The following is a 25,193-nucleotide window of genomic DNA, read 5'->3' on the forward strand; positions in this document are numbered from 1 at the left end:
GAAGATTTACTCCATTTTTTGTCCTCTACTATTTACCTTCTTCTGAACTAAATTAATTAACTTTCCCATATTCATCACTCCGTTTCATATATAGTACTTTTAGTATATCCATATTTTAGAAAATCGTCCATATGAATTAATTGAATATTAAAAAAAGGAGAAAACTTTCTTTTTCTTTTCGACATATTTTGACAATTCTCATTCTTTTGTTTAATTAAACTTTTATAATATTAAAGTAAAAAATAATAAAAACCCTTGAAATATTTCAAAAACTTATTATTATTTAGATATAGGTCTTTTTGTTTAGGCTGTACTAATACAGGTCAATCGACAATGTCTAAAAATACTAATTTAATAAGAAAAATCAGTATTGCTAGATTTGTCTGACAATATAAAAAACTTTACAGAAATACGCTATTGTGTGTTATACTAAAATAGTAAATTGGTCCCAAGTTATTTTTGTGGATCTAGATAAAAATTTAGTAGCATTGTTCTGATGAAAATAGTTAGAAATTTTTTTTAACTCAAATTGTCGAAATTTGTTGAATTCGGAAATTATTTTTTACAGTAAATTGACAGAATAGTATATGAATTGGCGACAATAAATATTCATACAGAAAATTACACAGAATAGCACTTATGAGGGAGGAATTTGAATGAGCGTAGCAGCAAAACAAAACGTTTCATCAAACGAGCAAAATCAAAAAACGAAACACCCACCTGGCCTTTACTTACTTTTTGCAACTGAGGCTTGGGAGCGCTTTAGTTATTATGGAATGCGTGCACTTTTAGTTCTTTATTTAACAACTTCAGTAGTTCAAGGTGGACTTGGATTTAAAGATGCATGGGCACTACAACTTTATGGATTATTTACTGGACTAGTATATTTCACTCCAATCATTGGTGGGTGGATTACAGATAATTTCCTTGCAAAGCGTGCTGCTATTACAATTGGTGGTATTATTATGGCAGCTGGTAATATCGCATTATTCGGTATTCATTCTTCAACTGGTTTATATCTTGGTTTAATTTTAATGATTATCGGTAATGGTTTCTTCAAGCCAAACATTTCAACAATTGTTGGTGAACTTTATGAAGGAGATGACCCACGTCGTGATGGTGCATTCACAATCTTCTACATGGGTATCAACTTAGGTGCATTCTTTGCTCCACTTGTTACTGGTTATTTAGCACAAACTTTATTTATGTCAAAAAATGCTGCTGGCGATGATTTATTCGGTTACCGTTATGGTTTCTTAGCAGCTGCAATCGGTATGATTATTGGTCAAATTATTTTCAACTTATTAGCATCAAAATATCTTGGTGACTTAGGTACAAAACCTAATGCAAAAGTTGTGAAAGAGGGTAACAGCGCTTCAGTTAAGGATATCCCTCTTACTAAAAAAGAAAAACAACGTACTACTGTTATCTTTATCTTAGCTGCATTCGTAGTATTTTTCTGGGCTGGATTTGAACAAGCTGGTTCATCATTAACACTTTATACTGAGCGTTTCTTAGATCTTAAAGTTGGAAGCTTCAATGTACCATCTGCATGGTTCCAATCTGTTAACCCATTATTCATTATGCTTTTCGCTCCAGTTCTTTCTATGATCTGGATTAAAATGGCAAGAAATGGTAAAAACATTAGCGTTCCTGCGAAAATGGCAATGGGTCTTATCCTATTAGGTGTTGGTTTCGCATTCACAATTATGGCAGTTATGAAAACAGGTTCTGATCCAAATCATATTACTGTAAAAGCAAACATGTTATTCATGGTTATGACATATTTCTTCCATACAATTGCTGAATTAGTACTTTCACCAGTTGGGTTATCAGCAGTATCTCGTTATGCACCTGCTAAACTTGCTTCATTATTAATGGGTGTATGGTTATCATCAAGTTTCATTGCAAACTTAGTTGGTGGTCAATTAGCTGCATTTACAACAACTCTTGGAATGTTACAAGTATTCTTAGCAGTAGGTGGAGCAGCAATCGTTGCAGGTTTAATCTTACTTGCTTTATCACCAAAACTTGCAAAAATGTTAGACTAATTACAAAAAAAAGAACTCGATCTGCTCGAGTTCTTTTTTTTCTGCATTTTTATTTGCCAGTACTTCCAAAACCACTTACTCGTTCTTCCCCTGCGAAATCATCATCAGCTAATAAGAACTTTTGGAAAACAGCTTGTCCAATTCTCTCACCTTTTTGAATGATAACAGGCTCCTTTGATACATTTATTAATTGCATCATGATATGGCCATCGTTTGAAGGATTGCTGTAGTAGTCTGAATCAATAACCCCTACCCCATTTCCTTTCATTAAGCCTTTTTTTAGTGGTGTAGACGAGCGTACAAATAATGCTAAAAATTCGTCTTTTTGCATATACGCTTTTAACCCTGTACCAACAAGTTTGATCTCGTTTGGATTTATAATTGTTTCTTCAATACATTCGATATCATATCCAGCTGCATGAGTCGTTGCTCTTTTTGGTAGATTCACTCCACAATTTTCGAATCCTTTTGCTACTTCAAATCCTCTTATTTTTTCCAAAACTTTCACCCTTTACCATTTAATCCATTTCTAGTGTAACATAGATATTTTCATAGTACATAAAAAAAGAGGCTGTCATAAAAAAACAGACAGTCTCTTACAAATTATTGGCTAATTTTATAATAATCTTGAGTATTATATTGTCTAAATCCACAATCGATATATAATTTCTTCGCGTTACTATTTTCTAAAGCAACTTCTAAATGAATTTCGTTTCCAATCTCGTTTTCTTTTTGAATGGTTTGGAGTAATGCATTTTTTCCATATCCCCTACCTTGGTATTCTGGAAGTATTGCAAAACCATAAATCCAACTCTCATTTTTTTCTCGAAGCAAGCTCATTTTACCAATTTTTTTATCATTTACTTCTATTATAAATAAATCACGATCTGGTTCATTTAAAATGCGTTGGTTGTACTTCTCTGCATCACTATTTTCAAATCCAAAACATACAACATCTAAATTTGAAATAAATACGAAATCTACTTGCTCTGCTTTCGTGAATTTAACGATTGGTGTAAATGCTTTTACCTCTTGGTTTTTCCAAGCCATTTGATATTCAGAAAAAGAATAGGTACAATTTTTTTGATTTCGAATAAATGCTTTCGCTGATGCTGAAGCTTGAGGAGCATTTAATAAAATGGTAGTGGCTGGAGCTATTGAAATCAGTGCTTCATTTAACAAACTAGAAAAAATTCCTTTTCGTCGAAATTCCGGATGAACCATACCGCAGATTTCAACTTTTTCTCCAAAATAATAAGTCGCTAAAAATCCAACTAATTGATTTTCTTCATAGTGAAAGAAATCTTCTTTTACATCTTTTCTTCGATTTCTTAACATTTCCCAGTTTAACTTTAACGTTATTTCATCAAATTTTTCGCATGTATCTTGTAAAATGCTAATTTCGTTTAATTGTTTTTCTGTAATCAAATTTTCCACCTACTTCTTACAATAATTCTCTTAGTCCCATTAGTGTTATTCAACAAAAAAACATTTCTTCCTTTATTTAGAAGAATGCTTTAATCGAATTAATTACTATTTATTTCCACAAGTAGTATATCAAGTGCTTCACTTTGATTCGATGATTTCATATTGGTAATGAAAAAGTCCTTTTTAGTTTGAAGTTCTTCAATCGATTCTTGGAGTGATTTAGTCGTTAAATCCTCTTCTTCCATCATTAATGCAAAGCCTTTATCTTTAAAAGAATTTGCATTTAATATTTGGTCTCCCCTACTTTGATTTTTCGTAAGTGGGATGATTAACATCGGTTTATGTAATGCTAAAAATTCAAATATTGCATTTGAGCCACCTCTAGTGATAATCATTTGAGATGCGGCCAGTACGTCTGCTAGTTCGTCATGAATATATTCAAATTGCTTATATCCTTGAATATTTTTTAAATTTTCATCAATATTTCCTTTACCACATAGATGGACAATCTGATACTTTTCCGTTAGATCCTGTAATGATTCTCTAACAGTTTCATTGATTTTCTTTGCACCTAAACTTCCACCCATAATTGTTAATATTGGTATATAACTTTTAAAATTAAGGAATTCTATGCCCTTTTGTCTTGAGCCATTTAATAATTCCTTTCTTATAGGTGAACCAATTACCGTTGTTTTATTTTTTGGAAAATAATTTTTTGCTTCTTCAAAAGAAGTGAAAATTTTTGTAGCAAATCGCTGGGAAATTTTATTCGCAAGTCCTGGTGTCATATCACTTTCATGTATAAAAATTGGAATTTTCAATGTGCTAGCGGCAATGATTACTGGTACAGAAACAAAGCCACCCTTTGAAAAAACTAAACTCGGCTTAATTTTTTTTAATGCTCTTCTTGCGTCAAGACAGCCTTTTATTACTCGAAACATATCAATAATATTTTCAAAATCTATATATCGTCTTAATTTTCCGCTTGAAATCCCGTAATAAGGTAATTCAATTTTATTTATTAGTTCCTTTTCAATTCCTTTTTTAGATCCAATATAATGGATATCCCAATCATTTTTATTTAATTCATTAATAATGGCGATATTTGGTGTTACATGCCCCGCAGAGCCACCACCTGTAAATACTATTGTTTTCTTAGACATATTAACTCCTATCTATTTTCTTATTCAAATCACAAATTTTCACAAAGCTTATACTGGGACCAAAATAGCCTACTAGAATAACCCACTATATTAACTCTCTATATATTCTCAATTTTATATCTTTATGTACCATCATAGCTCAAAAATACATAATTAGTTGTATTTTCTTGATAAATTCACCAAATCAGAGTGTATTTCCTCTAAAAAGCAAAAATGCATTACTTCACTTTTTAGAAGTAATGCATTTGCCCACTTGCAAATAAGTTTTTCACTAACACCATGTTGTTGAATTTCACTACTGATTTGGCTAAATGTATCGAATGGATAGCGACTTGGCTCCATAATCAATTAAATTGATCAAATGATCCTATCTTTTATCATTAGGATCAACTTCAAACCATTCTGACATCGATAAGTTGGTAGTAGAGTCCTCCCAATCATCAATTGATAAATCAGAAAAATCCGTTTCTAATAATTGTTCAGATGTCTTCTTTTCATTAGAGACGTTACCATGGTTGTTATGTTGGTGTTGTTCTTCATTATGATTTGTGAAATCAGATGTTAATTCCGAATAATTTTTTTCATTAAAACTCGTTAATCCAGTTGCTATGCCGCTCAATAGACTTTCGTCCATTGTACTTGCAGAATACTGGTTTATATTTTCTGTATTTTGATTATTATACTTTTTCCTATTAGCTACTCTAGAGTTATGTTGCTTTTCCTCGAAATGTTCATGTTCTTGTTGCTCTTGTTGTTGTTGATGGTGTTCATACTCATGATGTTCTTTCTGTTCATGATGTTCATGATGCTCTTTATGACCTTCATGCTTTGGTTCAAATATACTTGCTGAAAATTCCTCCACATTATGTATTAAATTTTCAGCCCAATTAGGATGATCAGGATGGTGTTCATGACCTTTGTGATGCTTTTGATGTCTGTTTTGCTCATGATGTTCATGATGCTCGTTTTGCTCGTCATGTCCATTATTATGATCTATATTGTGATGTGAGCTTGATTCAGTTTCACTGCTAATCATTGATAGTGTAGTTTTTAATTCTTTTTCTATATTAACAATTTGATGGTCAAAATTATGTAATTGCTTTTTAATTTCTTCCATATGAGATTCTATTTCATCTATTCTTTTGTTAACCTTATGCAAATTTTTTTGGTGTTCATTTTTTTTCAAATCAAATTGCTCTAATAATTTATCAAATGAAAGATCCATTTTTCTCACCTATTTCGTTTTTTAATATTATGTGTAAATCTACTGTATCCAAATCCTATTTAATGTAAAATTAACATTTATTGAAGTTGAAATTTGTAAAATACAAAAGGGACTCCTTTTAGAAGTCCCAATTAGAATCAGTATCATTCATATAATTTAAATAAAATTTTACCAGTTATAACAGTTACATCGTTCTGGTTCTTTGCGTTTACTTTAAAATGTAGGTTGTTTTCATCAATTTTATCAAGTGTTGAATTTAATGTGATGACATCATTTAGAAATACCATATTTTTAAATCTTATGGAGTAATTTTCAATAAATCCGACTTCTAAATAATCTGAAAAAAGCTTCGCTAAATTCCCCATTGTCCACATGCCATGTGCAATAATCCCAGGTAAACCAGCTTTCTTTGCTTCTTCATCAATTGTATGAATAGGATTGTAATCACCTGATGCTCCCGCGTATTTTATTAAATCAATTCGAGTTACTGGTTCAAGTATGACTGGTTTTAACGAGTCGCCAATATGTAAATCTAATAAAACCGTCATACCGTTAACACCTTCCTAACCTCTTCAGTTATAATAACAACTGATTTAGTAGTAAAAATAATATTGCCTGCTTGATCCTCTCCGTTATCTGACAGTACTAGAAAGCCCATAAATCCATGCCCACCGCGTTTTTCATAATAGTCCTTTATCTCTGTATAACAATTAATGGTTTCTCCAACTAAAAGTGGCCTTTTATATTCAAATGTTTGCTCACCATGAATTAGCCCAACATTAGGTAAGTTAAAATTCTCTATTTTTCCATACTCAAATACTCTAGGAAATGTTGTTGGAGCAATATTTTGTCCATATCTAGTTTGTTTTCCGAATTCTTCATCAACATAAATTGGATGTAAATCCCCAATTGCTTCAGCAAATTTTTTCACAGCACTACGTTCTACAGTATTTTTGACTGATTTAGAGCGTTTACCAATAAACGATTTAAACATTAAATTCACCTCATTTTTTTAAGCTTTAGGTCCACCTGCAACATATAAAACTTGCCCATTTACATAGGAAGACTTTTCATCGGCAAAGAATGCAACTGCATTTGCAATATCCTCTGGTTTACCTGTTCTTCCCGCTGGTATTTGGCTTAAGCTTGCTTCAACAAGTTGTTCAAACGTAATACCGATTCGATTTGCTGTTTCTTTCGTCATTTCAGTTTCAATAAACCCTGGCGCTACAGCATTAGAAGTGATTCCATATTTACCAAGTTCAATTGCAAGGGTTTTCGTTAGACCTTGTAAACCAGCCTTTGCAGTTGCATAGTTAGATTGGCCACGGTTCCCAAGTGCAGATGTTGAAGAAATATTAATGATTCTTCCATATTTTTGATTAACCATATAGGCTTGTGCAGCACGTACAACATTAAAGGAACCTTTCAAGTGAACATCCATAACAGTATCCCAATCTGAGTCTGTCATTTTAAATAATAAATTATCGCGAATAACACCTGCGTTATTGACTACAATATCTATTGAACCAAATGTATCATGTACCTCTTTCATAGCAGTTTCAACTTCATTGGCGTTAGTAACGTTTGCAACTTTAGTGTATATTTCATACTGCTTAAATTCTGAAGCAATTTGTGAAAGTGCTTCTTCATTCACATCAATAATGGCTACTTTTGCTCCTTCATTTGCAAATAATTCGACAATTCCCTTTCCAATTCCTCGACTACCACCTGTTACAAAGGCTACTCTACCTTCAAATCTTCCTGCCATATTCCTCTCTCCCATCTTTTAAACGTATTGTCCTAATTTAACATGTCCTTTTAGTAAATTACGTGAAATGATTAAGCGTTGAATTTCATCAGTACCGTCGTATATTCTCCATAATCTTGCTTCACGGTACCATCTTTCAATCGGAAGTTCTTTCGTATATCCGATTCCACCATGAATTTGAAGTACGCGGTCAACAACTCGATTTCCCATATTCGAACCATATAGTTTCGCCATTGATGCTAAATGTCTATTGTCTTCTCCTTGATCGAGTGTATATGCTGCATTTAACACGAGCCATTTGGCTGCTTCTATTTCAACAGCAGAATCCGCTATTTGCCACTGTATAGCTTGTCGTTCGGCAATTGGTTTTCCAAATGTTTCCCTTTCTTTTGAATAATCAATGGCCATTTGTAATAACCGTTCAGCTGCTCCAACTGCTGTGGCACCTACAATCCATCTTGCAAATCCGATCCATTCAAGACCTAAATTATAGCCACCATTTAATTCACCAAGAATATTTTCTTCAGGCACACGGACATTATCAAATACTAAACTAGCTGGTCCCCATTCGCCCATTGTATGGATAAATTCAGATTTCCAACCCATTTCTCGGTCGACTATAAAACAAGTTACACCATCTCTTCCACCAGTTTTTTGATGTCTTTCTTTATCCGTAATTGCAATGACCATTACAAAATCTGCTTCATTTCCGCCTGTAATAAATGTTTTCTCACCGTTTAATACCCAATCATTCCCATCTTTTACAGCGGTCATTTTAATGTTTTGAGTATCAGAGCCCGCATTAGGCTCCGTCATTGCAAAGCATGATTTTTTGTCACCATTTATTGTCGGAATAAGGTATTTCTTTTTCTGTTCTTCGTTACAATAAAATAAAATATTATCAGCATAACCACCAAATTTAAAAGGAACGAATGTTTTTGAAATTTCCATATAAATAATTGCTAACATCATTTGGCCTAAATCAGCACCGCCATATTCAGTAGGTGTATTAATTCCCCAGAAACCAGCTTTTTTGGCTTTTAATTGAAGTTCCTTTTCAATTTCGGGATCTAAGCTTGGTCTTCCTTCACGCTCATTTCTAAGTACTTCATTTTCTAAAGGGATTAATTCTTTTTCAACAAATTTTCGAATTGTTTTTTGAATCATTTTTTGTTCGTCAGTCAGGCGTAAATGCATTTAAATTTCCCCCGTTTCATCTGATCAAAGTTTTTCATATCAAAAATTCATTATTTTCTCGGCTCTAAAATCACTTTTCCAACAGTTTTTCTTGATTGCAAGATCGTATGGACATTTGATGCTTCACTTAATGGAAATACTTCTCCAATCGTGATCTTTAATTTCCCTTCAGCTAAATAAGTAAATAATTCTTCTAAGCTTTGTTTAATTAATGCCTTTTTTCTCAAAAGAGGTGGTAGGAAAAAACCAATTACTGATTGATTTTTTGCCATTAATGAAGATGGGTAAAATTTACTTTGCTGGCCACTTGCTACACCATAAATAACTAATCTTCCGAAATAAGCTAAACAATCTAACGTTTTATAAAAAACATCGCCACCTGCCATCTCTAAGGCAACATCTACACCATTTCCATTTGTAGCTTCAAGTACTTTTTGTTCCCAGCCTTCTTCTGTATAATTGATTAATACATCTGCGCCCATTTCTTTTGCTAGCTGTAATTTTTCGTCTGTACTTGCTGTTGCGATTACTTTGCCGGCTCCAAAAAGCTTCGCTAATTGTACTGCTAACGTACCTAGACCACCAGCTGCCGCATGAACTAAAACGGTTTCTCCTGGTTCTAACATACCCATCGTTTTTAAGATATGGTAAGCACTTAATCCTTGGACAGGTAATGCAGCGGCTATTTTAAAATCCATCTCGTTCGGTAAAGGTATAATTGACCGCTCATCTGTCAAAGCAAAGTCTGAGTATCCACCACATTCCAACATGGAAACAACTCGATCACCAATTTTTACTGAAGTAACCTCATCACCAATTTCCACTACGACTCCAGCAACTTCTGCACCAGGTACATACGGCAAAGTAGTTTTGACTACATATTGATTTTCCCTTCGCGCAGTATCAGCATAATTGACACCTGCTGCATGCACTTCAATTAATACTTCTTTCCCCTTTGGTACTGGTCTTTCAAGTTCGACCTTTTCTAATACCTCAGGACCACCAAATTGTTTAAATTGAATTGATTGCATTGTAAACTTCCTTTCAGTTTTTTATTTACTAGTAAAAATCGCTTTTCTTTTTTCTTTAAATGCAGCAACACCTTCTTGATGGTCTTCAGTTGCTACCATTAATGGCTGAGTAATTCTTTCAAGTTCTAGCATTTCATCTAAAGTTGATGTAAAAGATTGATTAATTAATTTTTTCATCATCCCATTTGCTTTCCCTGGACCTGCGGCTATAATATTTGCAAATTTTACTGTTTCTTCAACTAAGTTTTCAGGTGGTACGAGTGTGTTAATCATACCTAGTTGATACATTCTTTCAGCAGGAACTGGCTCTGCAGTAAAGAAAAACTGTTTTGCTAAATATGGACCGATTAACCTTGGTAGGAAATAAGAACCGCCTCCATCTGAGATTAATCCCACTTGCGAGAAGCTTAATGCAAATTTACTATCGTCTGTTGCGATGATTAAATCACATGCTAAAGCCAAGTTAAAACCAGCACCAGCTGCAAAACCATGTACTGAAGCAATTACAGGCTTTTCGATTTCACGAATCGTTTTAATAACAGTATTTAGGATTCCTATATGCTCATATACTGCATTTGGCGTGACGTTTCCCATCGTTTTAACATCTCCACCTGCTGAAAATGAACGACCTGCACCATTTAGTACAATTGCTTTTATTTCTGGATTCAGTTTTGCTTCATTAAGCGCTTCAGTAATACCATTTAACATTTCATAACTAAAAGAATTTAGACTTTCTGGTCTATTTAGCGTTAAAGTTAAAATCCGCTCTTTAACTTCTACTAATAAATGTTGATTACTCATTTATTTCACTCCTTTTATATGAATCTATTTAACTGCTAGATCATTAGCAATCCTAATCAGATTTTCTGCGAATTGATCAAACTTTGCAAAACGCTGATCACTTGTTTGACCTGCTTTAAATCGATAGAAAATTTGTTGAACAATTACTGCTAATTTAAAATAAGCGAAAGCCATGTAGTAATGAATGTTTGATAAATCTCTGCCACTTTTTTTTGCATATGCCTCAATAAATTGATTTCTTGTAATAAATCCCTCTTGAATCGTAACAGGTGGTTTACCTAATCCAAATTTTAATAAATCTGGATCATCATTTTGAATCCAATAGCATAAAGCGACACCTAAATCAGCTAATGGATCACCAATTGTTGCCATTTCCCAATCAAACAGTCCGATCATTTCTTTTAAATCGTGACTAAACATGGAATTATTTAATTTAAAATCATAATGAATAATTGATGAGTGATGATTTTTTGGTACATTATTGATTAACCAACTCATTAGTCGATCAACCTCGGCAATTTCACTAGTCTTTGCCCTGTTATAACGTCCAATCCAGCCATTAACCTGTCTTTCCATAAAATTCTCAGGTTTCGTTATTTCTAGGAGTTTTGTTTTTGTATAATCAATGGAGTGTAACTCAACCAACTTATTTACCATTACAGTAGATAATCTTTTACGATCTTCAATTGTTACGTTTAAATGTGGAGGAAATGATGAGTCAAATACTTCACCATTTTTTCTTTCCATAATGAAAAATGGACTACCTACAATTTCTTCATTTTCAGAATATAAAATGGGCTTAGGTGCAGCCGAAAAGTGTGGATGTATTTCTGATAAAATACGAAATTCTCTTTTCATATCGTGTGCTTTTGGAGCAACTGGGCCAAGTGGCGGCCGTCTTAACACAACTTCCCATTCCCCAATTTTTAGTAAATAGGTTAAATTTGAATGCCCTGCTGAGAACTGACGAATCGCTAATTCTCCATCTGGAAGATCATCAATATTTTTTGCTAAAAATTTATGTAAAACTTGAGGATTTAACTCTTCACCTTTGCGAACTTGAATCGTTTCTATTTCTACCTTTTCAGCCATGTTACCCCTCCTTAACTTTAGAAAATTCAGTTTATTTTACAACTAAATGCTTTTCTAGCTGTTCTCTAAATAACTCAGGAAGTACTTCACTACGCTGTTCTTTAAAATTAAAAAATACGATGATCGCATTACCTGTGGCAATCATCTGATTTGTCTCTTCACAACAAATTTCATGTTCTAGATGAAAGCTTTTGTTTCCTATTTTTGAAATATAGGTCGATACTGATAATTTTTGATTAAAGTGACCTTGATTCACAAAATCACATTTTGTAGACGCTAGAATAAATTTCCAATCATCTAGATTCATTGAATAGCCAAGCGATTGGAAGAATTTAATTCGCGCTTCTTCTAAATAAATAAAGTAACTAGTATTGTTAATATGACCTAATGCATCGGTTTCACAAAATCTGGGTGTAACGGTGAATTTTTCCATAAAACAACCTACCTTTATCAATTATTTCGTATTTAACAATACTAACTGGTCGGTATGTAAAGGAGAAGGAGACAATAGATTACTCCCCTACTTTAATCCCTTTTAAGATCAGTTCTTGGAATGACTTCGCTATTTCAAATGCATTTTTTTGTCCTTCTGCGTTATACCATTCATAACTCCAGTTCATAACACCCAAAATACCGAATGAAACAATTGGTACGTCTAAATCTGATCTTAAATCGCCATTTTTAATTCCTTCATTAAGAAGTTTCTCAATATTAAATCTGTATAAATCTCTTTTTGCTTTAATTTCTGTTAAACTTTCAGGATTTAAATGTCTCATTTCACGATAAAATACTTTTGCACTTGGACCTTGCTTTTTAATATCCATTAAGCTTAAATAAATGACTTCAAATAGCTTATCTGAAAAGCTTTTCTTTGTGTCATTAATAACTTCTTCCTGCTCATTTAATACTTCATCAATAAATTGAAGGTGAATTTCCATAAGAAGCTGTTCTTTGCTTGTATAATAGTAATAAAAAGTTCCTTTTGTCACTCCGATCGATTCGACGATATCTTGAATGGATGTACTCGTAAATCCTTTTTTATCAAATAGCTGTATAGAGTGTTCCTTTATTTTTTGTTTCATTAGATGTCCTCGCAATCTTAAAAATTCAATAGAATTATATCATAGTACAAGGAAGGTTTTATCATAATCTAATTTTTATATGTTGATAAATAAGTATGTGTGGTTGATTTCCACTGCAGGATGCTCACTTTTAAGCTTGGGTAGTTGCAGTATTAAAGAATATCAACAATACCCTATCTTCCATTATCCTTGATAGATAGAGCTATCTTCTTCTCTAATAGCTCTTCTTAATATTTTGCCAACATTGGTTTTAGGAAGTTCGTTTCGGAATTCGATTATTCGTGGAACTTTATATGTCGCTAAATGATTTTTGCAGTATTCCTTCATTTCTTCAATGGGAAGATGTTTATCTTTTTTAAGGACAATCACTGCTTTAACTGTTTCACCTCTATAGGAGTCGGGTACACCTATTACAACAGCCTCTTTAACGTAGGGATGCTCATAAATTACTTCTTCGATTTCACGAGGATACACGTTAAAGCCACTTGCTATAATCATATCCTTTTTTCGATCTAAAATTGAGACGTATCCATCTTCATCAACGCTCGCGATATCACCAGTATATAACCAACCATCTCTAATTGTATTTGCCGTTTCTTCTGGCAAATTCCAATAGCCTTTCATCACTTGAGGTCCTTTAATAATTAATTCACCAATTTCACCTACTGGAACTTCGTCTAATCCGCTAGCTATGTCAACGATTTTTGAATCAGTAGATGGATAAGGGATGCCCACGGTGCCAGGCTTTCTTGCTGCAAATGCAGGATTACTATGAGTAGTTGGGGATGCTTCAGATAATCCATAGCCTTCTAAAATAGTAGCACCTGTCTTTTTTTCAAATTGCTTCATGAGTTCTACTGGCATCGGTGCACTACCACTATTGCAAAGCTTAATTGCATCAATCCCATATTTTTCAGACTCAGGATGATTTATTAACGCAATATACATTGTAGGCACACCTGGAAATAGTGTAGGTTGTTCATTTTTTATCGTATTTAAAACTTCTTCAATTTCAAAACGTGGTAGGATGATCATTTCGTTTGCCATAAAAACACTTAAATTAATACAGACTGTCATTCCATAAACATGAAAAAACGGTATGATAGATAAGACCCGCTCACAACCTGGATCAAATGCGCCTTTAAAAAATTCACTTTGCTGCATTATATTTGCGTATAGATTTCGGTGGGTTAGCATTACTCCTTTAGAACGTCCAGTAGTACCACCTGTGTATTGAAGAATTGCAACATCTTCATGAGAATCAATCGAAACAGGTTTCAATTCTTGATTTCCACTTTGCAAAAAACTTCCAAATGATATTGCTTCTTCATCATTCTCTTCTGTACCAGTTAAATTTACTACTATAATTTTCCGTAAGTTCGTTTCTTCAATTAACGGTTTCACTTTTGGGTACAAACTATTTAATACAACAATCGTTTCAGTTCCTGAGTCATTTAAAACTTCCTTTAGTTCCCTTTCAACAGACATTGGATTTATTTGGGTTACAATACCACCTACAGTTAGAATTCCATAATATGAAATAACATATTGTGGACAATTTGGAAGCATGATTGCTATTCGGTCACCTTTTTGAATGCCATCTTTTTGTAAAGCAGAAGCAAATCTCTTTACTGCCGACTGTACTTCTTCATACGTATTTTTTTTACCATAAAATGATAGACAAGAATGATTAGGGTAGTTTTCGGCAACTTCGTTAAACATTTCTGGAATTGACTTTGTCGGAATTGATAGTTCTTTTGCAATATATTCAGGATAGTGAGCTAACCATACTTTATTTGTTGACATACATAACTCTCCATTTCTGATCATGAATATTGTTTTAAACAACTTTTCAAACCTAATAGATTAGAATATTAATCCTCCACCATCAACTGATAACGTTGCTCCAGTTACGAATGAGGCTTCATCAGATGCTAAAAATAGTGCAGCTGATGCGATTTCATCTGGAGTCCCTATTCTACCAAGAGCATTTGCACGGGATAAAATCGGCCACTTTCTTTCATCATTTTTCCATTCCTTTATAATATTTGTATCAATTATTCCTGGAGCAATGGCATTTACTCGAATATTATATTTTCCGTATTCTAATGCTGCATTTTGCGTTAATAAAACCACTCCTCCTTTAGAAGCATTGTAAGCACTTACATATTTCCTTCCTTTTAAGCCTAGTAAACTAGCTGTATTGATAATCACACCATTGCCTGATTTTTTCAACTCAGGAATTGCATATTTAATGCCTAAAAATACACTTTTTAGATTAATATCGATTACTTGGTCCCATTCCTCTTCTGCTAAGTCTACACTTCTTACTTCGGAGTTTCCTATTCCAGCATTGTTAAACAAAATATCAATTCTACCAAAATGTTCAACGGCTCTCTTCATCAAATTTTGAATGCTTTTGCTTTCGGCTACATTCGTTTTAACGAAAATAGCTTCTTGATTTTGTTCTTTTATTTCACCTAGCGTTTCTTCGCCAGTAACTTCATTTATGTCTGCTATAACAATTTTTGCTCCCTCTTTTGCGAAGCGGATAGCAGTAGCACGCCCGATTCCACTACCTCCGCCTGTAATAACTGCGACTTTATCTTTTAATCTCATATTGATCCTCTCTTAATCTTGTAATTTATTTTGAATTAACTTTTTATTGTAGAGAAGTTTTTTTCAGTAGCATGTTTTTTTAATTCTAATCTTGCTAACTGCGCTCGATGTACTTCATCTGGACCATCAGCTAATCTTAACGTTCTCGCATTTGCCCATTGAGCAGCTAACGTATAATCATCAGACACACCTGCAGCTCCAAAGGCTTGAATAGCGCGGTCAATTACTCGTAAAGCCATTGAAGGTGCGACGACTTTTATCATTGCAATTTCTGCTTTCGCCTCTTTATTACCAACAGTGTCCATCATATATGCGGCCTTTAAGGTTAGTAATCTAGCTTGCTCAATTTCGATTCTTGAATTAGCAATCCACTCTTGAATAACGCCTTGATTTGCAATTGGCTTACCAAATGCTGCTCGATTTTGAACACGCTTACACATTTCTTCGAGTGCCCGTTCGGCAGCACCAATTAATCTCATACAATGGTGGATGCGACCTGGACCAAGTCTACCTTGTGCAATCGCAAATCCTTTCCCTTCTCCCCATAAAATATTGCTTTCAGGAACTTTTACATTTGTAAACGTAATTTCTGCATGTCCATGTGGTGCATGATCATAACCGAATACTGGTAATACCCTTTCGATTTTTACACCTGGTGTATTTAACGGGACTAGAATCATAGATTGCTGTTCATACTTAGGTGCATCCGGGTTCGTTTTGCCCATAAATATTGCAATTTTACATCTAGGATCCCCCGCTCCTGATGACCACCATTTTCGACCATTGATAATATAATAATCACCTTCTTTTTTGATACTCGCTTCAATATTTGTGGCATCAGAAGAAGCGACCTCAGGCTCGGTCATTGAAAAGCAAGAGCGAATTTCACCGTTTAAAAGTGGTACTAACCATTTTTCCTTTTGCTCTTTCGTACCATATCTTTCTAAAACTTCCATATTTCCTGTATCTGGTGCACTACAATTAAATACTTCCGGTCCAATCATTGATCGCCCCATAATTTCGCATAATGGAGCGTATTCTAAATTCGTTAATCCCGCTCCTAGGTCACTTTCAGGTAAAAATAAATTCCATAATTCTGCTTGTTTTGCTTTTTGTTTTAATTCTTCCATAATCGGGGGTACATCACTCCACCGAGTTTCTTGAGCATTTAACTGTTGCTCATATATTCGCTCATTTGGATAAACATAAGTTTCCATAAATTTTGTTAATTTTAATTGAAGCTCCTTACTTTTTTGCGAATATAAAAAATCCATTCAATCATCCCTTTCACAACTAGTGTTTGCCTAACATATTACAGCGTTTAATAGAACAATATTTAAATAGTTTCCTTTGAAAAGTTGACATTAATAACGCTTTTACCATCTGCAAATATCGGTACAACATTAAAAATACTTTTACTAGAAACAAATTTTAATTCCTCTTCAAATCCATAGCGAAATAACATTTTACCAACATTCGATTCCGCTAAAATCTCATTACATTTTTCTTTCAAACCTAAGTAAAAATAATGGGCAGACTTAGCTGCATCGGATAAATCGAAAGGACATGATTCATTTACTAAGCAATCAATAAAATAACCTGCCCCATAAAAGTCTTCCATATTAAATTGTCCTGACGACCCCGAACATACTAAAATAACAGACTCATCTTTGTAGGATTGTCTTAAGTGATTTGCAACTGCATTTGCATTCAAAATCGATGCTGCGTACACTCTCTTTGCATTTTGGGAATTTTTTAACGCCACTGTTCCATTCGTTGTTGATAAAACGATTGACTGATCAGCAACAATTTTCTTTAATGTTAATGGATTAGGAGATAGAAAACCTTCAATTGTATTCCCTTCATATTCCCCTATTAATAGATATTCTTTGTCCAAATTTTTATTTGTGAAAAGTACTGCCTCTTGTCCATTCATAACAGGTATGACCTCTTTAGCACCAAAGGCTAATGCCGCTGTAATGGTTGAAGTAGCAAGCAATACATCAAAAACGACTACTATCTTTTCATCGTTTAGTTTTTGATCATCAATTTCTTCTTTTTTCATCAAAAGATGAAGTTTGCCCATTTACAAAACTCCTTTTTGATTATGATGTTTCAAACATTAAACGATCGATGTTCCACCATCAACAACTAGAATAGATCCAGTCACATAATTCGAAGCTGGCGCTGCTAAAAATAAAACCGCACCTTTTAACTCGTCTTCATTTCCAAATTTCTTAAGTGGTATTGATTCTAATATTTCATCTGTTCCGTGGGAAATAACATCTTTAGACATTTTTGTCGGGAAAAATCCAGGAGCTATTGCATTTACATAAATGCCACTTGGACCCCATTTCGCAGCTAAATCTTTTGTAAAACTGATCACTGCACCTTTACTTGCACTATAACCAACAGCATTCATTACGTTTGGATTCGTTCCCACTAAGCCAGCAATCGAAGCAATATTAATAATTTTTCCGGATTTTTGTGCTAACATGATTTTCCCTACTGCTTGAGACATTAAAAACGTCCCGGTTACATTAACATTCATTACTTTATTCCATGCCTCTAATGGCATCTCTTCAGCTGGTGCCCCCCAAGAAGCACCACTATTGTTTACTAAAATATCAATTCGGCCAAATTTTTCTTTCGTTTCGTCAACTACTCTTTGCACATCCTCTTTGTTTGTTACATCACACTTCAATGCGAAAGATTCTACACCTAAACTTTTCAGTTCTTCACTAATTTCCTGGCATGCTTCTACATTTCGAGAGCAAAGTACTACATTCGCACCTGCTTCAGCAAATCCTTTCGCGATTTGTTCACCTAGACCTCGCCCACCACCAGTTACAATTGCTACTTTACCAGTTAAATCAAATAACTCTTTTACGTGCATTTCAAATCCTCCTAAAATTAGTATTTATTTCATAAAGCCCCTATTTTTGCTCTAAACTTTCGCTTCATTTTAAACAAACGTTAGATACTAACCAGTCGGTATGTTTGTTAATTAAATAATACAAGAAAAATTCTGAATATTCAATATTAAATGTTGTTTAAATTTTTTATGTTACTTTTTATCCATATTCATATTTACTAGAATTTATATTTAAGATACATATTTTGAAATGACATTTTTTAAAACTACTATTTCTAGGTAAATCTAACAACAAAAAAACTTTTGAAATGTTTAAACTAATTAATTATTGACCATCCTTCATTTATACGGCTCCTTTTGTTTGTAGCTCTACAATTGGCTTGGGTAGGATTTTTTATCCCACTTATTAGTTCCAATTGCAACCTACGATCAGCAAAATGGAGCCGTTTTGTTCATTATGAAGCACTATTTCTAATAAATTTTTCATTATTTATGATGTTTACTTTGCTGGTTAAGGGCAGAATCATACTAAAGTTTAACCGGATTCATTATCGGTTGATGGTGGATTGGTTGTGGTATTTGATTTTGGATTGCTGTTATACGTGAACGTGTAAAGAAGAAGAATGAGGATTAGTAGACATGCGACAATATCTTGAATGAAAAAACTCGTTTTATGATTTGCCCAAAGTGTTTTGCTTGAACTCATTTTTTGTTTCGATTCATGAATATATCGTTTTACTTCTGGATGGTTCGGATAGATTTGTTGGACTGCTTCAAATTTTGACAGTGCATCTTTGTAATAGCCTGCCCAGTAGAAAGTTAACCCTTCTTTGAACAATTTATCAGTTTGGCTTTTAGTGTCATGTACTTCCGATTTATAGACAACTTTTTTCAATGTGTTTACAGGTACAGCAAAATGAAATCCTTGTACTTCTTGATCATTCACTGTATCTCCTCGGAAGGTGAGTAAGCCAATCAATTGTCCTTTGTTGTTGATGATCGGTCCTCCACTATTCCCATGAGTAGATGCTGCGTTGATTTGAAGGACCGGGCTACCTGCTAATGTAGTTTTTGAGATCGCTGAGATTTGCCCTTTATTCATCGTTGGGATAACATAACTATGCATGGATAGCAATTCTGAATCTGCCGCAGCTGGGTAGCCAATTACCCAAATATTGTCTTGATCTTGAATGGAATCACTGTTTCCAAGGGGGATCGTTGGATAGTTGGAGCCATCGATTTTTAAAAGGGCCACATCTTTTCCATGATCGGTAGGTTGTTGATACTTTTTGACGACTGCGCTAATAGGTTCATCTACAGTCGGTAAGTACACGTCGACGCCTTTTTGGAAGATTTCGTAACTAGTATACTGTTTCAAGTAAGCATCTGTGTATTTGTGCGTCCAATTATTTTCCGTTGCAACATCATCCACAAGAATTGAAAATGCCTCAGAAACTATATCATGATCGGACAATTGATGAGAATAAACGAGAACATGAGCGTTTGTCACAATATAGCCGTCCGAATTAATGATAGCGCCTGATCCAAAACCGTCCAGTTCAGTTTTATAATCCCATTTCTTCAACACACTCGTTACTCGTTTATCATCTAATGTAATCGTCCATTTCACAATCGCATAATCAACAATTCGAACAACCGCTGGCTTTGTCGTTTCAGCTAATTGTTGAGGTTTGAGTATGTAAGGGGCAGATGGTTTCGTTGAAGTGAGCACAAACGATGTAGCGATTAAGATCGCCAATACAATACAAAATGGAATGGTCACGAATGCCTTTTTTTTCATTCCAAACACCCTTTCATTTGTTTTGCTTACGATCATCTCCCATTAGGAGTACATACACTAAAGCAAAAAAATGACAAAACACCCTTACTCATATTTGCAGTATAAAATAAATTATTTATTTCCATTGGATTCATGCTAAAAATAAACTAAATTAGTATCTTTACTTTAATGCAATAGAAAAAGCCGCATTTATGCAGCTTATTCTATTTTACTATTGTATGGTCATTAAATATAAAAAAGATTTAATTATTGAAAATTTCTTCGCTAATCAATCATAACTTCTTCTTTTGTAAAAATACGTTTATTCAAATGTTATTGTTAAAAAAATTAAGGAATTGTTATTAAATCCACATTTATTAACCATTTATCGATTGCTGATTTAGGATCGTAAAACTCAGATCCTATTTTTATATGAGGAAGATCACTAGAATAACTACCGTCTCCATCATCTAACTCTGTTAGTTTTTGAATTTCTTCTTTACTTAAACCTAAATAATTAACTAATTCCGTCTCTTTTAATAGTTGATGCTCTACAGGACGACTCGTTGTAGTTTTTTTTCCCATTCCATTTGAAATCATCCAACTTCCAATTACGATACATACTCCTAAAAGAAAGATTGATATAGCTATAATATAATTTTTAATTTGTTCACCTCAGTTCATTTTATTCAACTTAGGCACACATTAACCTTTTTTATTAAATGATTCCGTATTGTAAACCAAAGGTCTAAGTTTTAAAAATATTATTCTTCTTTTTCACATAAAGGCAAAACAGTAGAATTCTTGATTTCTCTTAAAGCTAAACTTGTTTGAATTCTTGTAATTCCGAGTTGATTTAACTTCCGAATAAAGCTCTCTAATTCTTTTCGTTCTCTGTTCGCAACTTTTAATAGATAGTCATACTCGCCTGTTAATAAGTGACACTCTAAAACTTGAGGCATGGATTTTAATTGTTTCTCTAATACTTCTAATTTATCGGCTTGATGGATATTTGTATTGATAAAAATAAAACAAAGTAAGTCAAATCCTAGCTTTTCTTGATTTAAGATTGCAACTTGCCGATCGATGTATCCTTCATTTTCCAATCGTTTGACTCTCGCATGTGTAGCAGGTGGTGACAAATTCACATGTCGCGCTAGTTCTGTATTGCTTATTTGGCTTTCCTTTTGTAGCTTATCTAAAATTTTAACATCTACTTCATCTAACACTTTATTTCCTTGATATTCCACTAATATCTACTCCCTTTCAATTATTCGGAAAACAGTCTGAATCCAACAAATAAAACGAATTTTATTCTTTAAAACGATATATTTAATTAAGATTATTTCGTATTTATACCATTATACAAAATATTATACGGTAAAATACACAATTATGTTAAACTATTTAAAAAATAGTAAGAAATCACTGTGTAAAGTCTTTTTTAAACCTTAAGAACAGTGAACTAGGGGGTTTACATATGCCAATCTTATATATACTGTTGTTATTATTAACAAGTTTTTTATGGGGAGGAAATTTTGTCGTTGGAAAATCCCTTGTTGGTCATGCTTCTCCAATGACCTTGACGACTCTAAGATGGGGAATAGCAATTATCGTATTATTACCAATAGTATGGTGGAAAGAAAAAAAGATTTTACCACCACGTAAAGCTATTCTTCCATTAATCATGATGGGAGTAACAGGTGTTGTTCTTTTTAATCTTTTTCAATTTATGGCATTAGAAAAGACATCTGCAACGAATGTTGGGTTAATTTCGACCTTAAATACAATTTCCATTGCTTTATTTTCATCTTTATTTTTAAAAGAAAGACTGAACTTTTTACAAATATTTTCGATGATTATATCGTTCTTTGGCGTTATTCTTGTGCTTTCAAAAGGAGATATGAATCTACTATTCTCAATGAAATTAAATTTAGGAGATTTATGGATGGTCATTGCCGTATGCATATGGGGGATCTATTCGGTTTGTAGTAGATGGGCAACAAGGCATATATCACCTATTATGTCTACACTATACTCAGGGATATTGGGACTCGTTGTAATCCTCCCTTTTAATCTGACAGATTTTACGCTTGTAAAAATGAATGGCTCATTTATTTTTTCAATATTATATACTGGGATTATTTCAACAGTTTTATGTATGCTCTTTTGGAATATTGGTGTCCAAAAAATTGGCGCAACTTCAGCAGGTATTTTCCTAAACTTCAATCCAATTTTCACAGCCATTTTAGCGTTTTTCTTATTAAATGAAAAAATGACATGGATTCAAGGACTTGGGAGCATAATCGTTATACTAGGTAGTTTCTTGTTTACTTACTTTAAAACAAATAGAATGTCTAAAAGCAAACGGATTGTAAAGAAAGCAATGAAATCTCCAGCATAAAGTGTGATTAGCTGTAGGTTAGTTGATTTAACAACTATTAAAAAATCCTGTATCTAAGATTNNAATCTTAGATACAGGATTTTGATATTATCCTTTTGTTCCTCATAGTAAAATGGTTCTCCTTCAAACCTCGGTATGACGTGCATATGATAATGCGTCAAGTCGTTGAATTTTCCACCGTTTTGGCAAATAGTAATACCATCAGGTTGAAATAATTTTTTTAGTGCCTTTGAAATGGTCATAGATGCTATCATAATAGCATTTACTGTTTCAACATCTAACTCTTCGGTATCTATATAATGCTTTTTCGGAAGAATTAAAGTATGTCCCTCATTAAAAGGTTCGATATCCAAAATGCAACAAACATACTAATTTTCAAATACAATATTTACTGATTCAAGTTGGTTAGATAGTCTGCAACCTAAACATTCTGAGTTTAAAATCATAAGTATCTCCTTTGGTAATTATTAATAAATATTTTACCAAAAATATCCACTTACTTTATACTCCTTATTCAACTAAACTTCCATTTTATTCAATAAAAAAAGCCGCATATAAGCAGCTCGTGTTCTTCAACTATTGCTAGCATTAGTTGCATACTTGGTATAACTTTGAAAATAAATTCGATTAATGCTGAATTAGTATCAATAACAATTAAGATTGAGGCAACTTACGAATCGAATAATATTATCAATAGTATTACTAATACCATCCCAATAGGTAGCGAAATTAACAATTGCTTCCACTTTTCATAATTAAGAATAAATACTATTATGGATACTAATTCTAATATCCATTTAGAAACTTGTTCACTTATATTTAATGAATCTGGTAAATACATTGCAGTTATTAAAAAAAGGATAGTCCAAAATATTGAATATTTAATAATTCTTAAAACTAATTTATAATGCACGATCATCAATTCCTTATTTACTATTTTAAATGAATAATATCATATATCTTTCTATTAATTTTAATTTTAAAGTACTTTACTCGGAAATACTTTTATAAAAAATTGCAATTAAGCAGTTAGTGTTCATAAACTACTTTACCATATTTTGGAATATTTATATTTATTTTTTTGAATTTCTTATTCCACTAAAGCATGCTACTTAAAAACTATCAAACTAAAAAATTATAAGATTTAAAGAGACCTTATTCACCTCTATCATGGATCGCTAATGCAGATCATTTTATGGAACAGACATATGCTTTAGTTCAATAACAATAAAATTATATATAAATGTGCTCTTTTTTGAATATATTTATAGCTCAATTCTTTTTTAATAAGTTAATTGGAAATTACTAAAAAACTGTAAAGTAATTAGTGTATAATAGGTATGAGGTGTTTATATGAGTAAAGCTAAAGCTAAAGGCGGTACAGGTAGAGGTACAGATAAGAAGGGTTGGAATAGGTGGCAAGCTAGTGCAAAAAAAGCAAAGAATGCGAAGCCCTATGTTAGCAAAGGAACTAAAAATAAGGCCAATTCCAAAACAACTAATAATAATTCAAATGGCTAATTATATTCGATAATTATTAGTAACTTCATTTTATATGGTCTATAATACTTTAAACCATTTTCTTTACTAAGATATTCCCCTTATTCTTTATGGAATAAGGGTTTTTAAATTTAAAAGACATAAAAAGAGTCGGATTCTACTTTATAGATTCCGACTCTTTTTTTCAATTAAGCCTTTTTAACATTAGTTGCTTGTGGTCCGCGTTGACCTTGTTCTACTTCGAACGTAACGGCTTGACCTTCATCTAATGATTTAAATCCATCAGTTTGAATTGCTGAGAAATGTACGAATACATCATCACCATTTTCACGCTCAATAAATCCAAATCCTTTTTCTGCATTAAACCATTTTACTTTACCATGTTCCATTTTTGTAACCTCCCAGTGTGGCTTACACACAATGTAATAGCCTAATTTTAACAATTTAGTTATGAATTATCAAATTTCCATGAAAAAAATAAAATAACTGAGTAATTTGGCTGATTTAAAGTTGATTATTGTATAACTAACTCTTGCTATATTGATTAAGAGAGTATCCTTATTTCTTCTCTAAATTACTTATTCTTTTCTCTAATTCTTCTATTTTTTTATTTGAAATAAACAAATTATTTGCTGCAAATAATCTTACTTTTTTAATAAAAATAATCACGATATATACTACTACAATTAGAATGATCAATTGTAGTAACGTATTGAGTAAACTAAAATTATCCATTTGGCATACTCCTTTTCAACATAAGTACATTAAAATTGCTTGTTCAAAAGTGACATCCTTAAACACTTTTTCAAGTGGTGGAAACCAGTCTTGTGCATCCAAACAACTTGCCCACTGCTGTAACAAAAGTGTGTTAGAGATATTTCAATTTTTTTCCAGCATAACGAAATAAAACTCAGCCTTCACTATTATTTATATATATTTCAAACAACCACAAAGATGAGAGTTACTACCTAAAGGATTTTTAAACGAAGTAAAGAATAAATAAATGTAGAAGTAAATGATAATTGACATTTTTACTTGAAATTTGAATTTCCTCTTTAAATTTAGGTATAAAGAATAAAAGATTTAAAACGTTGACACGTAAATAAAAGATAAAATCATTATGCTTGGATTTTTCTAGAAAAGCTTCATTCCTATTAGTTTTAAACTATTACAA

26 protein-coding genes and 1 pseudogene are annotated in these 25,193 nt (G+C 32.9%); 3 read left to right on the forward strand and 24 right to left on the reverse strand.

Annotated features, from left to right (window positions below; translation table 11 throughout):
- The first annotated feature begins 656 nt into the window (after positions 1 to 656).
- Positions 657 to 2,051 carry a peptide MFS transporter gene (locus COJ46_RS03390; protein ID WP_097977740.1) on the forward strand — a complete coding sequence of 465 codons (1,395 nt, stop codon included), beginning with the start codon at positions 657 to 659 and terminating at the stop codon, positions 2,049 to 2,051.
- A 49-nt stretch (positions 2,052 to 2,100) separates the two neighbouring features.
- On the opposite strand, the gene COJ46_RS03395 is transcribed toward COJ46_RS03390, so the two are convergent.
- From COJ46_RS03395 to COJ46_RS03495, 21 genes are all read right to left on the reverse strand, one after another.
- Positions 2,101 to 2,550, reverse strand: coding sequence for a dCTP deaminase domain-containing protein (locus COJ46_RS03395; protein ID WP_069032426.1), 450 nt, complete (start codon positions 2,548 to 2,550; stop codon positions 2,101 to 2,103).
- 104 nt (positions 2,551 to 2,654) lie between these two features.
- Positions 2,655 to 3,479 (reverse strand): GNAT family N-acetyltransferase, encoded by an 825-nt coding sequence (locus COJ46_RS03400; protein ID WP_097977741.1) that lies wholly within the window; start codon positions 3,477 to 3,479, stop codon positions 2,655 to 2,657.
- 98 nt (positions 3,480 to 3,577) lie between these two features.
- Positions 3,578 to 4,642 (reverse strand): undecaprenyldiphospho-muramoylpentapeptide beta-N-acetylglucosaminyltransferase, encoded by a 1,065-nt coding sequence (locus COJ46_RS03405; protein ID WP_097977743.1) that lies wholly within the window; start codon positions 4,640 to 4,642, stop codon positions 3,578 to 3,580.
- A gap of 367 nt (positions 4,643 to 5,009) precedes the next feature.
- Complete coding sequence (locus COJ46_RS03410) at positions 5,010 to 5,867, reverse strand: hypothetical protein (protein ID WP_097977745.1); 858 nt, start codon at positions 5,865 to 5,867, stop codon at positions 5,010 to 5,012.
- Between the two features lie 143 nt (positions 5,868 to 6,010).
- Positions 6,011 to 6,415 (reverse strand): MaoC/PaaZ C-terminal domain-containing protein, encoded by a 405-nt coding sequence (locus COJ46_RS03415; protein ID WP_097977747.1) that lies wholly within the window; start codon positions 6,413 to 6,415, stop codon positions 6,011 to 6,013.
- The gene (locus COJ46_RS03420) at positions 6,412 to 6,861 is read right to left on the reverse strand and encodes a MaoC family dehydratase N-terminal domain-containing protein (RefSeq protein ID WP_097977749.1); all 450 of its coding nucleotides are present in this window, start codon (positions 6,859 to 6,861) and stop codon (positions 6,412 to 6,414) included. The genes COJ46_RS03415 and COJ46_RS03420 overlap by 4 nt, the downstream gene beginning before the upstream one ends.
- 18 nt (positions 6,862 to 6,879) lie before the next feature.
- A complete protein-coding gene (gene fabG, locus COJ46_RS03425; protein WP_097977751.1) occupies positions 6,880 to 7,638 on the reverse strand; it encodes a 3-oxoacyl-ACP reductase FabG in 759 nt (252 codons plus the stop codon).
- Between the two features lie 18 nt (positions 7,639 to 7,656).
- Positions 7,657 to 8,835 (reverse strand): acyl-CoA dehydrogenase family protein, encoded by a 1,179-nt coding sequence (locus COJ46_RS03430; protein ID WP_097977752.1) that lies wholly within the window; start codon positions 8,833 to 8,835, stop codon positions 7,657 to 7,659.
- 50 nt (positions 8,836 to 8,885) lie between these two features.
- Entirely contained in the window at positions 8,886 to 9,866 is a 981-nt protein-coding gene (locus COJ46_RS03435) for a quinone oxidoreductase family protein (protein ID WP_098565696.1), read from the reverse strand.
- A gap of 21 nt (positions 9,867 to 9,887) precedes the next feature.
- Positions 9,888 to 10,667, reverse strand: coding sequence for an enoyl-CoA hydratase/isomerase family protein (locus COJ46_RS03440; protein ID WP_097977756.1), 780 nt, complete (start codon positions 10,665 to 10,667; stop codon positions 9,888 to 9,890).
- A 24-nt stretch (positions 10,668 to 10,691) separates the two neighbouring features.
- On the reverse strand, positions 10,692 to 11,759 hold the full coding sequence (locus COJ46_RS03445; protein ID WP_097977758.1) for a phosphotransferase family protein: 1,068 nt from the start codon (positions 11,757 to 11,759) through the stop codon (positions 10,692 to 10,694).
- A 31-nt stretch (positions 11,760 to 11,790) separates the two neighbouring features.
- Positions 11,791 to 12,192 carry an acyl-CoA thioesterase gene (locus COJ46_RS03450; RefSeq protein WP_097977759.1) on the reverse strand — a complete coding sequence of 134 codons (402 nt, stop codon included), beginning with the start codon at positions 12,190 to 12,192 and terminating at the stop codon, positions 11,791 to 11,793.
- Between the two features lie 79 nt (positions 12,193 to 12,271).
- A complete protein-coding gene (locus COJ46_RS03455) occupies positions 12,272 to 12,841 on the reverse strand; it encodes a TetR/AcrR family transcriptional regulator (RefSeq protein ID WP_097977761.1) in 570 nt (189 codons plus the stop codon).
- Between the two features lie 183 nt (positions 12,842 to 13,024).
- On the reverse strand, positions 13,025 to 14,647 hold the full coding sequence (locus tag COJ46_RS03460; RefSeq protein WP_097977763.1) for a long-chain-fatty-acid--CoA ligase: 1,623 nt from the start codon (positions 14,645 to 14,647) through the stop codon (positions 13,025 to 13,027).
- 60 nt (positions 14,648 to 14,707) lie between these two features.
- Complete coding sequence (locus COJ46_RS03465; RefSeq protein WP_097977765.1) at positions 14,708 to 15,460, reverse strand: SDR family NAD(P)-dependent oxidoreductase; 753 nt, start codon at positions 15,458 to 15,460, stop codon at positions 14,708 to 14,710.
- A 35-nt stretch (positions 15,461 to 15,495) separates the two neighbouring features.
- A complete protein-coding gene (locus COJ46_RS03470; RefSeq protein WP_097977766.1) occupies positions 15,496 to 16,734 on the reverse strand; it encodes an acyl-CoA dehydrogenase family protein in 1,239 nt (412 codons plus the stop codon).
- Positions 16,735 to 16,796: 62 nt separating this feature from the next.
- Positions 16,797 to 17,546 carry a 2-phosphosulfolactate phosphatase gene (locus COJ46_RS03475; RefSeq protein WP_097977768.1) on the reverse strand — a complete coding sequence of 250 codons (750 nt, stop codon included), beginning with the start codon at positions 17,544 to 17,546 and terminating at the stop codon, positions 16,797 to 16,799.
- Between the two features lie 36 nt (positions 17,547 to 17,582).
- Complete coding sequence (locus COJ46_RS03480) at positions 17,583 to 18,356, reverse strand: SDR family oxidoreductase (RefSeq protein WP_097977770.1); 774 nt, start codon at positions 18,354 to 18,356, stop codon at positions 17,583 to 17,585.
- Between the two features lie 514 nt (positions 18,357 to 18,870).
- Complete coding sequence (locus tag COJ46_RS03485; RefSeq protein ID WP_176522601.1) at positions 18,871 to 20,136, reverse strand: S1C family serine protease; 1,266 nt, start codon at positions 20,134 to 20,136, stop codon at positions 18,871 to 18,873.
- A gap of 327 nt (positions 20,137 to 20,463) precedes the next feature.
- Positions 20,464 to 20,700 (reverse strand): MerR family transcriptional regulator, encoded by a 237-nt coding sequence (locus COJ46_RS03490; RefSeq protein WP_141437812.1) that lies wholly within the window; start codon positions 20,698 to 20,700, stop codon positions 20,464 to 20,466.
- Positions 20,701 to 20,879: 179 nt separating this feature from the next.
- A complete protein-coding gene (locus tag COJ46_RS03495) occupies positions 20,880 to 21,365 on the reverse strand; it encodes an Lrp/AsnC family transcriptional regulator (RefSeq protein ID WP_097977775.1) in 486 nt (161 codons plus the stop codon).
- A 230-nt stretch (positions 21,366 to 21,595) separates the two neighbouring features.
- Here COJ46_RS03495 and COJ46_RS03500 point away from each other — a divergent pair, with 230 nt between their 5' ends.
- The gene (locus COJ46_RS03500; protein ID WP_097977777.1) at positions 21,596 to 22,519 is read left to right on the forward strand and encodes a DMT family transporter; all 924 of its coding nucleotides are present in this window, start codon (positions 21,596 to 21,598) and stop codon (positions 22,517 to 22,519) included.
- A gap of 53 nt (positions 22,520 to 22,572) precedes the next feature.
- Here the strand turns inward: COJ46_RS03500 and COJ46_RS03505 are convergent.
- Positions 22,573 to 22,965: pseudogene (locus COJ46_RS03505) on the reverse strand (HIT family protein).
- 907 nt (positions 22,966 to 23,872) lie between these two features.
- Here COJ46_RS03505 and COJ46_RS03515 point away from each other — a divergent pair.
- On the forward strand, positions 23,873 to 24,040 hold the full coding sequence (locus COJ46_RS03515) for a DUF3934 domain-containing protein (RefSeq protein WP_097977780.1): 168 nt from the start codon (positions 23,873 to 23,875) through the stop codon (positions 24,038 to 24,040).
- A gap of 167 nt (positions 24,041 to 24,207) precedes the next feature.
- Here COJ46_RS03515 and COJ46_RS03520 read toward each other — a convergent pair whose 3' ends face one another.
- Together COJ46_RS03520 and COJ46_RS24345 are read right to left on the reverse strand one after the other, a co-directional pair.
- A complete protein-coding gene (locus tag COJ46_RS03520; protein WP_069032402.1) occupies positions 24,208 to 24,408 on the reverse strand; it encodes a cold-shock protein in 201 nt (66 codons plus the stop codon).
- 169 nt (positions 24,409 to 24,577) lie between these two features.
- On the reverse strand, positions 24,578 to 24,754 hold the full coding sequence (locus COJ46_RS24345; RefSeq protein WP_176522602.1) for a hypothetical protein: 177 nt from the start codon (positions 24,752 to 24,754) through the stop codon (positions 24,578 to 24,580).
- Positions 24,755 to 25,193: the final 439 nt, after the last annotated feature.

The organism is Bacillus sp. AFS077874 (assembly GCF_002566505.1).
Lineage (GTDB): Bacteria > Bacillota > Bacilli > Bacillales > Bacillaceae_G > Gottfriedia.

Bases quoted from the DNA above. Each gene is read 5' to 3' on its own strand.
- COJ46_RS03390 (WP_097977740.1), top strand. From the start codon at position 657: ATGAGCGTAGCAGCAAAACAAAACGTTTCATCAAACGAGCAAAATCAA.
- COJ46_RS03405 (WP_097977743.1), bottom strand. From the start codon at position 4,642: ATGTCTAAGAAAACAATAGTATTTACAGGTGGTGGCTCTGCGGGGCAT.
- COJ46_RS03410 (WP_097977745.1), bottom strand. From the start codon at position 5,867: ATGGATCTTTCATTTGATAAATTATTAGAGCAATTTGATTTGAAAAAA.
- COJ46_RS03415 (WP_097977747.1), bottom strand. From the start codon at position 6,415: ATGACGGTTTTATTAGATTTACATATTGGCGACTCGTTAAAACCAGTC.
- COJ46_RS03420 (WP_097977749.1), bottom strand. From the start codon at position 6,861: ATGTTTAAATCGTTTATTGGTAAACGCTCTAAATCAGTCAAAAATACT.
- fabG (WP_097977751.1), bottom strand. From the start codon at position 7,638: ATGGCAGGAAGATTTGAAGGTAGAGTAGCCTTTGTAACAGGTGGTAGT.
- COJ46_RS03430 (WP_097977752.1), bottom strand. From the start codon at position 8,835: ATGCATTTACGCCTGACTGACGAACAAAAAATGATTCAAAAAACAATT.
- COJ46_RS03435 (WP_098565696.1), bottom strand. From the start codon at position 9,866: ATGCAATCAATTCAATTTAAACAATTTGGTGGTCCTGAGGTATTAGAA.
- COJ46_RS03440 (WP_097977756.1), bottom strand. From the start codon at position 10,667: ATGAGTAATCAACATTTATTAGTAGAAGTTAAAGAGCGGATTTTAACT.
- COJ46_RS03445 (WP_097977758.1), bottom strand. From the start codon at position 11,759: ATGGCTGAAAAGGTAGAAATAGAAACGATTCAAGTTCGCAAAGGTGAA.
- COJ46_RS03450 (WP_097977759.1), bottom strand. From the start codon at position 12,192: ATGGAAAAATTCACCGTTACACCCAGATTTTGTGAAACCGATGCATTA.
- COJ46_RS03455 (WP_097977761.1), bottom strand. From the start codon at position 12,841: ATGAAACAAAAAATAAAGGAACACTCTATACAGCTATTTGATAAAAAA.
- COJ46_RS03460 (WP_097977763.1), bottom strand. From the start codon at position 14,647: ATGTCAACAAATAAAGTATGGTTAGCTCACTATCCTGAATATATTGCA.
- COJ46_RS03465 (WP_097977765.1), bottom strand. From the start codon at position 15,460: ATGAGATTAAAAGATAAAGTCGCAGTTATTACAGGCGGAGGTAGTGGA.
- COJ46_RS03470 (WP_097977766.1), bottom strand. From the start codon at position 16,734: ATGGATTTTTTATATTCGCAAAAAAGTAAGGAGCTTCAATTAAAATTA.
- COJ46_RS03475 (WP_097977768.1), bottom strand. From the start codon at position 17,546: ATGGGCAAACTTCATCTTTTGATGAAAAAAGAAGAAATTGATGATCAA.
- COJ46_RS03480 (WP_097977770.1), bottom strand. From the start codon at position 18,356: ATGCACGTAAAAGAGTTATTTGATTTAACTGGTAAAGTAGCAATTGTA.
- COJ46_RS03485 (WP_176522601.1), bottom strand. From the start codon at position 20,136: ATGAAAAAAAAGGCATTCGTGACCATTCCATTTTGTATTGTATTGGCG.
- COJ46_RS03490 (WP_141437812.1), bottom strand. From the start codon at position 20,700: ATGGGAAAAAAAACTACAACGAGTCGTCCTGTAGAGCATCAACTATTA.
- COJ46_RS03500 (WP_097977777.1), top strand. From the start codon at position 21,596: ATGCCAATCTTATATATACTGTTGTTATTATTAACAAGTTTTTTATGG.
- COJ46_RS03515 (WP_097977780.1), top strand. From the start codon at position 23,873: ATGAGTAAAGCTAAAGCTAAAGGCGGTACAGGTAGAGGTACAGATAAG.
- COJ46_RS03520 (WP_069032402.1), bottom strand. From the start codon at position 24,408: ATGGAACATGGTAAAGTAAAATGGTTTAATGCAGAAAAAGGATTTGGA.
- COJ46_RS24345 (WP_176522602.1), bottom strand. From the start codon at position 24,754: ATGGATAATTTTAGTTTACTCAATACGTTACTACAATTGATCATTCTA.